The organism is Gilliamella sp. GillExp13 (genome assembly GCF_001690815.1).
Classification (GTDB): Bacteria; Pseudomonadota; Gammaproteobacteria; order Enterobacterales; family Orbaceae; genus Gilliamella; species Gilliamella bombi.
The window spans coordinates 23,642-34,359 of the sequence record NZ_LZHJ01000084.1 but is presented as its reverse complement, the minus strand read 5'-3'; the positions used below and the strand labels follow the sequence as shown (position 1 = coordinate 34,359).

13 protein-coding genes and 1 riboswitch are annotated in these 10,718 nt (G+C 35.4%); of the genes, 3 read left to right on the top strand and 10 right to left on the bottom strand.

All coding sequences use genetic code 11. The annotated features are described in order from the left end of the window. The coding region (locus A9G37_RS06000; protein ID WP_141671091.1) for an IS3 family transposase at positions 1–449 on the top strand (449 nt) is incomplete at its 5' end. Between the two features lie 2 nt (positions 450–451). Here A9G37_RS06000 and A9G37_RS05995 read toward each other — a convergent pair. Then, positions 452–1,150: an RNA ligase RtcB family protein gene (locus A9G37_RS05995; RefSeq protein ID WP_065574921.1), complete on the bottom strand. Its 699-nt coding sequence runs from the start codon at positions 1,148–1,150 to the stop codon at positions 452–454. Between the two features lie 554 nt (positions 1,151–1,704). Next, positions 1,705–2,634 (bottom strand): hypothetical protein, encoded by a 930-nt coding sequence (locus A9G37_RS05990; RefSeq protein WP_065574920.1) that lies wholly within the window; start codon positions 2,632–2,634, stop codon positions 1,705–1,707. Positions 2,635–2,768: 134 nt separating this feature from the next. Here A9G37_RS05990 and A9G37_RS05985 point away from each other — a divergent pair, with 134 nt between their 5' ends. Further along, positions 2,769–2,969: a heavy-metal-associated domain-containing protein gene (locus tag A9G37_RS05985; RefSeq protein WP_034912296.1), complete on the top strand. Its 201-nt coding sequence runs from the start codon at positions 2,769–2,771 to the stop codon at positions 2,967–2,969. 50 nt (positions 2,970–3,019) lie between these two features. Beyond that, the gene (locus A9G37_RS05980; protein WP_065574919.1) at positions 3,020–3,475 is read left to right on the top strand and encodes an STY0301 family protein; all 456 of its coding nucleotides are present in this window, start codon (positions 3,020–3,022) and stop codon (positions 3,473–3,475) included. Positions 3,476–3,547: 72 nt separating this feature from the next. Here the strand turns inward: A9G37_RS05980 and thiD are convergent, their stop codons facing one another. From thiD to A9G37_RS05940, 8 genes are all read right to left on the bottom strand, one after another. After that, a complete protein-coding gene (thiD, locus tag A9G37_RS05975; protein ID WP_065574918.1) occupies positions 3,548–4,342 on the bottom strand; it encodes a bifunctional hydroxymethylpyrimidine kinase/phosphomethylpyrimidine kinase in 795 nt (264 codons plus the stop codon). An 11-nt stretch (positions 4,343–4,353) separates the two neighbouring features. Beyond that, a complete protein-coding gene (gene thiE, locus A9G37_RS05970; RefSeq protein ID WP_065574917.1) occupies positions 4,354–4,995 on the bottom strand; it encodes a thiamine phosphate synthase in 642 nt (213 codons plus the stop codon). Between the two features lie 12 nt (positions 4,996–5,007). Continuing rightward, a complete protein-coding gene (thiM, locus tag A9G37_RS05965; protein ID WP_065574916.1) occupies positions 5,008–5,793 on the bottom strand; it encodes a hydroxyethylthiazole kinase in 786 nt (261 codons plus the stop codon). Between the two features lie 64 nt (positions 5,794–5,857). After that, positions 5,858–5,959: riboswitch (TPP riboswitch) on the bottom strand. Positions 5,960–5,997: 38 nt separating this feature from the next. Then, positions 5,998–7,359, bottom strand: a complete 1,362-nt coding sequence (gene trkA / locus A9G37_RS05960; protein WP_034912283.1) for a Trk system potassium transporter TrkA — start codon at positions 7,357–7,359, stop codon at positions 5,998–6,000. A 108-nt stretch (positions 7,360–7,467) separates the two neighbouring features. Then, positions 7,468–8,463: a tryptophan--tRNA ligase gene (trpS, locus tag A9G37_RS05955; RefSeq protein ID WP_065574915.1), complete on the bottom strand. Its 996-nt coding sequence runs from the start codon at positions 8,461–8,463 to the stop codon at positions 7,468–7,470. Between the two features lie 22 nt (positions 8,464–8,485). Then, entirely contained in the window at positions 8,486–9,181 is a 696-nt protein-coding gene (locus A9G37_RS05950; protein ID WP_065574914.1) for a phosphoglycolate phosphatase, read from the bottom strand. Next, entirely contained in the window at positions 9,174–9,851 is a 678-nt protein-coding gene (rpe, locus tag A9G37_RS05945) for a ribulose-phosphate 3-epimerase (protein WP_034912269.1), read from the bottom strand. The genes A9G37_RS05950 and rpe overlap by 8 nt, the downstream gene beginning before the upstream one ends. 36 nt (positions 9,852–9,887) lie before the next feature. Beyond that, on the bottom strand, positions 9,888–10,709 hold the full coding sequence (locus A9G37_RS05940) for a Dam family site-specific DNA-(adenine-N6)-methyltransferase (RefSeq protein ID WP_034912260.1): 822 nt from the start codon (positions 10,707–10,709) through the stop codon (positions 9,888–9,890). Positions 10,710–10,718 lie beyond the last annotated feature (9 nt).

Genomic DNA, 10,718 nt, shown 5'->3' with positions numbered 1-10,718 from the left:
ATTTAACCTATGTAAGGGTTAAACAACGTTGGCACTACCTTTGTGTAATTGTTGATATCAGTAATCGAGAAATAGTGGGGCGAAGTGCTGGCAGGCATAAAACAGCGGCACTGGTCATGCAAGCTATGAGTCAAATTCCAATGAACTTACAGACGATTGAGTTGTTTCATTCTGATAGAGGAAAAGAGTTTGATAATCATTTGATTGATGAATGTTTAACAGCATTTGGAATTAAACGGTCCTTAAGTCGCAAAGGCTGCCCCTATGATAACGCAATTGCAGAAAGCACATTCAAAGCAGTGAAAACAGAATTTGTGTCAAATACTATTTTTGATTCACTGGCGCAACTTAAATTGGAATTTAATCACTATGTGGATTGGTTTAATTATAATCGACTTCATTCAACATTAAATTACCAGTCGCCGATTGAATACAAAAGAAATCGATGACCTTATCTTTTTGGTACTAAAAAGTGTGGACATACCACATTTAACACTTCTGTCCCTTGTGTATTCAGATTTTTCATTAATCTTTCAGCAACAGTTTGGCGATTTAATGTTGCAAACGCCACGGCGTTGTCATGTTTAGTTAGATAGTTTAATGCTTCTGGACTATTTTCAGGCAAACCTTGATAACCAAAGCATGATATCTGGTTTTGTAAAATTTGATGTCCTAATCCTCTTGAACCACTATGTACTAATAAAAATAATTTTTTAGCATTAAGTTGATAATGATTAAATAACTGTTCATCAAAAATTTTACTAACTTCTTGTAATTCAGCAAAATGGTTACCACCACCAATTGTGCCAAGATTATATTTGTGCCGTATATCTGGTTGATCAATATTGCCGATTTGCCGTTCTAGTTTATCTACGCTTAATTTGGCAATATTAATTTCTGTTTGCCAAAATCCCATACCACAACCAATATCGCTGCCAATTAAAGCAGGATAAATGATTTCACGACTTAAATAAGCCGCCCCAATAGGATAGCCTTTTCCTGGATGAAGATCTGGCATTCCAACTACTTTAACCATACTGGGTAAATTTTCAGTTGTTAGTAATTGCTCAATAGCTAAACCTTCGATCCATGTATTTTTTGAGGTTATATATGATGCTTTGTCAGATAATATCTGTATAGAATTGTCCATATATCAATCCATTTAATAAGTATTATTGTTTTTGGTTTACCCTGAGGATGTATAAAGACAATTGTTTTGAAAAAATCATATGCAAGAAAGATATGTTGAAGGTGAAAGCTTACTTAAGATTTTACTTAACACCTAAATATTTAATAATGATTAGATCATAATAAATTTATTCTTTTCAAACATTACTTTATTAATATAAAGTTGTCTTTAATCATTGGGTATAAGCTAATCGGCAGGCTAAAGTTAGCAGAATGAATTGAAGTAAAAGGTTGGATAGGTAATTACTTAATTATTTTGCGATAAGCCTGCAAAGGTTAGTTAAATAAATCATAATCAATTCTCCTTTGCGGTTAATAATGGCGCGTATCATAATTATCTTTTTGCAAGATGTAAATAGTAGAATAAAAATTTTAGTACCTTTCTTAAGATAAAATGGGGAAAACAGCTTGTTCAATGGTTTGTTGGTGCATAAAATCCATTTGAAATTATCTTTTCCTGTTAAAAGAGGCTGTTTAACAACCTCTTTTTTATTTTTGGAAATGACTAAGGCAATGCTATTTAATTACATAAAAGTTAACATCGCGAGTACTTCGGAGGGCATCAACAAATTGCCTTATTTCTTTACGGTAACTTTGCTCAGGGTCGTTTTCTTTTGTGCATACAGAAGTAGAGCCTTTCGTCATTGCATCATTTGAGGCTAAATTATTGTATGATTTTGTAAAATCACTACCTTTTAATGTCATAAGGTGATTCCAATCATTTAACAGGCTTTCCATATATTTGCGACCTTCTTCGCATTTGATGTTATTTAAGTTAATCTTAGGAATAACATATTGGCTTATCTCGCTGAACTTTTTAGGCTGGTAAGGAAAACTAATGTCTTCTTGTTCATCTTTTATGAGCTCAATAAAGTCGCTTTCACGATATAATTTTCTAAAACGTTTTTGATAAGATTGGTTTTTCTTTAATCTTAGGTATTGAGTTATTTCTTCTGGGAAAGGTTGATCATAAGAATAATTCCAATGATAATCACTCCTTTCAATCAATATATCATTGATTAATTTTGCTGGCATTTTTATTTCTTGTTCTTTACCATCAATAATGGCTAGGATTTTATTGATTTCTCTGTTTTGTTTTAAGATCTTTTCGCATTCCTCATCACTAATTTCAGAGGTTGAATAGATGAGTGTATATAAATAATAGTTGCTTTGAGTTGGGTTAATAAAACCTGATTCTCCAAATTGAGCCGGTTTTACGACAAAATTGAAGTCGTCATTATTATACGATAAGGTATGTTTGCCGTATTCAAATGTATAATTAACACCTGATTTGGCCGGGATAGTTAGTTCTTTACCATCGATAGTGACTTTTATTTCGTTAACAGTAGGGTTGTCAATCCAACGGTCTATAGAGCTAGGTTCAGAACATCCAATAAGGATTAAACTGCAAATTAGCAGTAAAGAATATTTTATTTTTTTCATCATAATATTTTGTTATAAGTATAAAAAGTGAGTAAATTTTATCATATTTGTAAAAAAATCAAATGTAATCAAATAAAATTAGTGTTATAAATAGACCTGTTTTTTATTAAAAATGCATTAGAAATAGAGAGGTTTTCATGAAATTAATAGTCGATAATATGAGTTGTCAACACTGTGTTAAAGCAATAACAAAAGCAATTAATGATATTGATCCAAATGCAAAAGTGACCGTTGATTTAACCAAACACGAGGTTGATATCGAAAATAGTTCTATTTCGCAAGAAGCTGCGATTACTGCTGTTAATGAGGCTGGTTATGAGTTTGTTAGGATTGTGTAATAACTACATCTATATTTGATGGCACTAGGCTATTGTTATAAGGATATATTATGAAAGGTAAAATATTGAGTGTTACTGTGGCTATTATGGCTTGGTTTGGTGCGGTGTTTTTTGTTAATGCGTATCAGATTGAGTGCCCTCAAAAAATTGACGTTAAAGAAAAAGTTGATAACATGCCCGAAGGGTGGGAGGTTTTTGAGAAAGATAGTTTGAGTAGCACTTTTCATAGCATGATTGTTTATTACGATAATCCTTCTAGAATGGGGGCTTTAAAACCAGCAAAAGGAACGGTTGATGGTAAGAAACATGAGTTAATATGGGAAGTTAATCACTATACGGACGTTGAACCTTATTATGTTAGTTGTGCTTACAGTACAAGCAGAATTGAGTTAATAAAAAAAATTGATTTATCAATGAAAAGTTGTTGGGATGACTACTCTAAAAATGAACAAGGGAAAAAAGGGATACTTACTTGTAGCACAAGTAAAGCAAAGGATCTGCATTAGTTAAGGTATGGGATTGGTTGTTATATACAATAGCTGACAACTTAAATCCCATTTAGTTTGTTTATTGTGCGATTACCACCAACGGTAAAAATGGTGTGTTGGTCCAATTCCTTTCCCTATATTTAAATCGTTAGCATGACTAATTGCGCCATGTAGATAATTTTTGGCTTGGGCTATCGTGTCTGGTAAGCTGTTTTTAGGTAATAATGCGGCAATCGCTGCGGATAATGTGCAGCCTGTACCGTGGGTGTTTTTTGTTTGAATGCGTGGGGTGGTTATTTTAACTGTGTTATTTTGAGTGATTAAATAATCAGGGCTTTCATTGCTGGGCAAATGTCCTCCTTTCATTAATACCGCTTTACAGCCTAACTTGAGTAATTCATGCCCTTGCTTTTGCATTTCATCTTCGGTTTTAGCTTCATCACAATCAAGTAGCGCGGCTGCTTCTGGTAGATTGGGAGTAATAATTGTGGCTAAGGGTAATAAAAGCTCACGAATAGCTGTTACGGCATCAGACTTTAAAAGGGGATATCCACCTTTAGCAACCGTTACAGTATCTAACACGATAGTAGGAATGGGGTTTGTTTTAAGAAGGTGGTGAACGGTTGCGACTATTTCTTTATTCATTAACATACCCATTTTTACGCTATCAATTTGAATATCTTGATAAAGTGTATTAAATTGGGCTTCAATAAATTCGGGCGATATAGCTAATACCGCATCAACCCCTTGGGTGCTTTGTGCTGTTAGGGCAGTGATAACTGACATACCATATGCACCAAGTGCAGAAAAAGTTTTTAAATCGGCTTGAATACCTGCACCACCGCTAGGATCAGATCCTGCAATGGTTAATGCAATTGTTGTCATGATAGTATTTCCTATTTAGCTTGTTTGATTTTGTTGATAAGCGATAATGTTGCTTGTTGAATATCTTTTTTGCCACAAATAGCCGAAACTACAGCAACCCCGTCAATGCCCGTTTGAATAATATTAGTTATATTGTTTTCATCAATACCACCAATGGCAACAGCTGGGCACTGTTTTAGTTTGACTAATTCAGTTAATTGTTCAGTTCCTATTGCTACCGTTGCATTTTTTTTGGTTGCGGTAGGGAAGATAGGTCCTATGCCAATATAATTAACCTGCTGCCAAAAAACTGCTTCAAGTTGTTGTTGGTTAGTTACCGAAAGACCTAACCATTTATCTTTGCCGATAAGTTGTCGAGCTACATCAACAGGCAAATCACTTTGTCCAATATGGACACCATCGGCATCAACCGCTAAAGCAATATCTACATGATCATTAATAAATAGTGGAACAGAGGTGTCGCTTAATGCTTCTTTCAATGCTAAGGCAGCGTAGTACCAATCTTTACCGCTAAACTCACGTTCGGATCTTAACTGTATTGCAGTCACACCATTTGAAACAGCAATTTTTGTGGTGTTTACCATGCCATTAATGCCGCCGCATAATAATGGATCAAGGACTAAATAGAGGGTTAAATCCAGTTGTTTTTTCATCTGATTTCCTTATTAAAGCGATGGATTAAATGTTGAGAGTTGATCTAATAGTGATATCGAGAAAGTTCCCAGTCCTTGTTGTTTATTAGCTAGCTCACCAGCTTTTTTCATCATAAAACATGCACAGGCAGTGGCTGATAATGGGTCAGGCGAATTAGCTATGAAAGCCGCTACCATTGCAGATAATGAGCATCCTGTACCTGTTACTTTTGTTAAAGCAATATCACCACCAGTTATACTATATGTGCTGTTTCCGTTAGTTATATAGTCAACATCGCCTGTCATTGCGACAATAGTTTGATATTTTTGCGCAAACTCTTGGGCAGCGTTTAAAGCTGATTGAGTTGTGTCTTGACCGTCGGGGCCTTTTGAGAAAGATTTTTGACCATTTAGTGCTAATATTTCTGAAGCATTACCTCGTATTACTGTGGGATTAAATGATAATAATTGATGTGCAATTTCAGTTCGATAATTAAGTGCAGCTCCTACAGCAACAGGATCGAGTACCCATGGAGTTTGTGTTTGCTGTGCCTTGTCGGCCGCTAATAGCATACTTTGGGCTGTGTTGCTGTGAATAGTGCCAATATTAATCAGTAAGCTATCGGCAATGCTGACAAATTCAGCAACTTCTTGTTTGGCAATCACCATTGCAGGAGATGCACCAATAGCAAGTAGCACATTGGCGGTAAAGTTTTGGACTACATCATTAGTAATGCAATGCACTAGTGGGCGTTTTTGTTTTATATGATTGATAAAAGGAGCGGTTTGGGTAATTTGGAATGATTTGGCTACTGACATATTTCTTCCTTTCTTACTGATTTATTAGTTCTATAAATGTCGGGAAGAATTTGCCAATTTAAGGCTTTTATGGCTTAGACTTCCCTACGCTGGTATAATCCAGATCAGGTTCAACGGGTGAAATCTCAGTTTTTTGTTTAGACAAAAAACACCCCGAGTCAAAATAATTTTTTTATTATGAACTGATTATCTGTTTTTAACAAGCTATTGTAATAATCTTTCAATATCAGTAATTGCTTTTCTATCTGGTAAGAAGATGATTAGATGATCATTGTCTTCAATGGTTAAATCAGTATTAACGATAATAACATCTTCTCCACGCACTACAGCTCCGATGGTTGCACCCGATGGGAGTTTTAAGCCATTAATATTTTTGCCAACCAGTCTTGATGTTTCACTATTACCATTGGCAATAATTTCGACAATTTCGGATTCCCCTTGTCTTAATGAAACAACTTTAACAACCCCAGTTTGTCTAACATGGCTTAATAGCTCAGATATTGTGGCGTGTTGTGGAGAAATCGCAATATCAATCACACTATCATTAATTAGTTCAAGGTAGGCTTGGCGTTGAATTAGTACAATTACTTTTTTTGCTCCCATTCTTTTGGCTAACATAGAGGACATGATATTGGATTCATCATCACTGGTAACAGCGATAAATAGATCAGTAAGTTCAACTTGTTCTTGTGAGAGCAATTCTTGGTCCGATGATTCACCATGTAATACTGTTGTATTAACGAGTTGCTCGGCAATTAATTCGGCTCGTTCGGCATTCCGCTCAATTAATTTGACTTGATAGTCATTTTCTAAACGTTTTGCTAGAGCGACAGCTACACCACCGCCGCCGCTGATAATTATTCGTTTATATGGTTTTTCTAACCGTTGTAACTCACTGGTCACTGCTTTGATATTAACGGGTGGCGTTATAAAGTAGACCATATCGCCTGCTTCGATAAGTGTTGAACCAAGCGGGCGGATAAAACGATTTTTACGGTAAATAGCAACAACTCGAGCTTCAACATGTGGTAAATGTTCTTTGAGTTCTGATAACTCACTACCTACTAAAGCACCGCCATAATAAGCGGTAACGGCAACCAAACAGACACGATTGTCGTAAAAAGATGCAAATTGTAGCGAACCAGGATATTGTACTAATTGACTAATATGGTTGGTGATAAGGTTTTCTGGAGCAATGATATGATTGATATTAATACAATCTTTATTGAAAAGAGGGTAGTTTTCGTTATTGTATTCAGGCGATCTAATGCGCGCAACTTTTTGTGGAATATTGAACATGACATGCCCAATTTGGCAGGCCATCATGTTGACTTCATCAGAGTTAGTTACAGCAACAAGCATATCAGCTGATTCAGCACCTGCACTTTCTAAAACTTGTGGGTAAGATGATTTTCCGCAAATCACCTGTAAATCAAAACGTTCTTGTAGTGATTGTAATTTATCATAATTTTCATCAATCACCGTGACATCGTTTTGTTTTTCAGTGACAAGATATTCAGCAAGCGCACTACCTGTTTGTCCTGCACCAAGAATAATAATCTTCATAACTAACCTGTATATTTAAATGGCTTTAATTGTTACCCATTTTCCTTGTATCTTAAAGCCATTGCATACTGTTTTATTTTTAGTAACAATCAGTTATTAATTCTTCAATTATACAAAACCGATTGCATTATAAACTTTTTTCAAAGTTGGTTCGGCTTTTGAGCGTGCTTTTTCTGCCCCTTCTTGCATTATTGAAATTAGATAACTTTCATCATCGCGATACTGACGATACTTTGCTTGAAGTGTAGTTAGCATATCAATGACTTGTGTTGCTACTTCGGTTTTAAGGTGGCCATACATTTTGCCTTCAAACTCTTTTTCAAGTTCGCTGATAGGCTTACCTGTCACGCCAGTTAAAATGTCAAGTAGGTTTGAAACACCAGCTTTATTTTTTAGATCGTAACGTACCACAGGTGGCTCATCTGAATCGGTCATTGCACGTTTGATTTTTTTCTCGATATCTTTTGGATTTTCGAGTAAACCAATTACGTTATTGCGATTTTCATCTGATTTAGACATTTTTTTAGTGGGTTCTTGTAGTGACATGACGCGAGCTCCCACTTTCGAAATAAAGGGTTCAGGAATAGTAAATATATCACCATAAAGTGCATTAAATCGCATAGCAATGTCGCGTGATAGTTCAAGATGTTGTTTTTGGTCGTCACCTACTGGCACTAAGTTTGCTTGATAGAGCAAAATATCCGCAGCCATCAGTACTGGGTAATCAAACAATCCCACATTGATGTTTTCAGAATGACGAGATGATTTATCTTTAAATTGAGTCATACGGCTAAGTTCACCAAAATAGGTGTAACAGTTTAATGCCCAGCCGAGTTCTGCATGCGCAGGCACTTGTGATTGTACAAAAATGGTACTTTTTTGCGGATCAATACCACAAGCTAAATATAGGGCGAGTGTGTCTAATGTGGCTTTACGTAATTTGTTCGGATCTTGGCGCACGGTAATTGCATGTTGATTGACGATACAATAAATGCAATCATATTCGCCTTGCAGAGCCACCCAATTTTTTAAAGCACCTAAGTAGTTGCCAAGTGTTAGTTCTCCTGATGGCTGAGCGCCACTAAATACAATCGGTTTGCTCATATTTATTCCTAATCTATGCTAATTATTTTTTTGCCTTAGCTTTTGGCTGAGGTAATAATGTTAATATATCTTTAAAATCGTCAAATAAGAAATCAGGGTTGCTAGTGGCGATCGATATGCCATAGTTATAACCATAACTTAATGCAGCAGTTGGGCAGTTAGCATTTTGGGCTGCAGTAATATCATTTTTTGAATCGCCAACAAAAAGTAACTGATCACAGAATAATCCAAATTTAGCCATTACTTGGTATAAAGGCGCTGGGTGTGGTTTTAATTTAATCACATCTCCCCCACCAAGCACTAATGAAAAGTACTCTTTTATACCTAAAGAAGTCAGCAGAGCAGGCAAAAATTGTGCCGGTTTATTGGTTACTAATGCTAGTGGATAATTATTATCGTGAAGTACTTTTAAGGTCTCTTTAACATTGGGAAATAGTTTTGTTTCTGCATCGATGACTTTATCATAGTGCTGATTAAATAGCTCTTTAGCTTTGGCAAATAATTCTGTTGATGGATCGACTTCAATTGCATTGAATACTCGTTCTAGCATAATATCAATACCATTGCCTACAAAATTTTTGACTTGTTCGTTGCTGATTGTAGGTAGATTCAAGTCTGCTAACATATTTTGTGTTGCTAATGCTAGTCCTGGTACGCTGTCAACTAATGTACCATCTAAATCAAAAGCTACTGCTTGAATATTTTCTAGTTTATTCATGTTCAACTCCTGCTAATTCTTTACGCATGGCGTCAATAACTGTTTTATAATCGGGTTGGCTAAATATAGCTGAACCAGCAACAAACATATCGGCACCAGCTCTAGCTATTTCGGCAATATTGTCAATTTTTACACCGCCATCAATTTCTAAACGAATATTGCGTCCAGATTCAATAATGCGCTGTTTAGCTTGTTGTAATTTCTTAATTGTTGAAGGTATAAAAGATTGACCTCCAAAACCTGGGTTAACACTCATTAATAAAATAATATCAATTTTATCTATGACATAATCTAAATAATCAAGTGGTGTAGCTGGATTAAATACAATACCAGCTGTGCAGCCATGATCTTTAATTAACTGTAATGAACGATCCAAATGGATAGTAGCTTCTGGATGGATAGATATATTGGTTGCCCCAGCTTTGGCAAATGAGGTAATTATCTCTTCAACAGGTGATACCATCAAATGCACATCAATAGGGGCTTTAATACCGTAGTTTCGTAAAGCTTTACAAAACATTGCTCCCATTGTGAGATTAGGTACAAAATGGTTGTCCATGACATCAAAATGTATTACATCAGCTCCTGCATCCAGCACTTTTTGTGTATCTTCACCAAGACGAGCGAAATCAGCCGATAATATTGATGGAGCAATAATGTATTCTTTCATAACTTACCTCTAATAACTCGCCTTATATTTAGCTATCTAAGACTTTTTGTATAATGCTAAAATCTCGTCAATTTTTTTTCTTCCTTTACCAGCACAGCTAATTGAACGTCTCATTTCTGTTCTATAAAGTTCGCTTGCATTATTATAAAGGTTCATTGTGTAATCAGTATAATGATTAGACACTAGCACGGGTATGTTTTTTTTATACGCCATAGTTTCAGCTAATTCTGACAAGTTTTTGTGCTCTTCAAATCCAAATATATTTGAGTAATAAGCCGTAAATCCAGCTGATTCATTTGGGGGTATATAGGGTGGATCACAATAAATTACTGAATTTTTTGCCGCTTTTTTCATTACTTCGTGGTAAGGTGCGCAAATAAATTGTGCTCTCTGAGCTTTTTCTGCAAAAAAGTAAAGTTCTTTTTCAGGAAAATAAATTGTCTTATAACGTCCAAATGGTACGTTAAATAGTCCATTGTTGTTGTAACGACATAAGCCGTTATAACAATGTCGATTTAAATAGACAAATAAAAGTGATCTGATGTACTGATCTTTACTTCCATTAAATACATCACGCAGTTGATAAAACGCATCTGCGTGATTATTTTGAGCAACAAATAGTAATCTAAGGTCACGGATAAATTGATCTGGACTTGATTTTAATAATGTAAATAATGAAATTAAGTCATGGTTAATATCCGCTAAGATATAACTTTTATAGTTAGTATTTAAAAAAACAGAACCAGCTCCAACAAAAGGTTCTATTAGCTGATCGCCCTCTGGTAGATACCGTTTAATTGTCTCCACAAGCTCATATTTTCCTCCAGCCCATTTTAAAAAGGCTCGTTGCTTCTTCAACGGATACTC

Excerpts from the sequence above, each read along its gene's own strand:
- A9G37_RS05995 (WP_065574921.1), bottom strand. The coding sequence starts at position 1,150 with ATGGACAATTCTATACAGATATTATCTGACAAAGCATCATATATAACC.
- A9G37_RS05990 (WP_065574920.1), bottom strand. The coding sequence starts at position 2,634 with ATGATGAAAAAAATAAAATATTCTTTACTGCTAATTTGCAGTTTAATC.
- A9G37_RS05985 (WP_034912296.1), top strand. The coding sequence starts at position 2,769 with ATGAAATTAATAGTCGATAATATGAGTTGTCAACACTGTGTTAAAGCA.
- A9G37_RS05980 (WP_065574919.1), top strand. The coding sequence starts at position 3,020 with ATGAAAGGTAAAATATTGAGTGTTACTGTGGCTATTATGGCTTGGTTT.
- thiD (WP_065574918.1), bottom strand. The coding sequence starts at position 4,342 with ATGACAACAATTGCATTAACCATTGCAGGATCTGATCCTAGCGGTGGT.
- thiE (WP_065574917.1), bottom strand. The coding sequence starts at position 4,995 with ATGAAAAAACAACTGGATTTAACCCTCTATTTAGTCCTTGATCCATTA.
- thiM (WP_065574916.1), bottom strand. The coding sequence starts at position 5,793 with ATGTCAGTAGCCAAATCATTCCAAATTACCCAAACCGCTCCTTTTATC.
- trkA (WP_034912283.1), bottom strand. The coding sequence starts at position 7,359 with ATGAAGATTATTATTCTTGGTGCAGGACAAACAGGTAGTGCGCTTGCT.
- trpS (WP_065574915.1), bottom strand. The coding sequence starts at position 8,463 with ATGAGCAAACCGATTGTATTTAGTGGCGCTCAGCCATCAGGAGAACTA.
- A9G37_RS05950 (WP_065574914.1), bottom strand. The coding sequence starts at position 9,181 with ATGAATAAACTAGAAAATATTCAAGCAGTAGCTTTTGATTTAGATGGT.
- rpe (WP_034912269.1), bottom strand. The coding sequence starts at position 9,851 with ATGAAAGAATACATTATTGCTCCATCAATATTATCGGCTGATTTCGCT.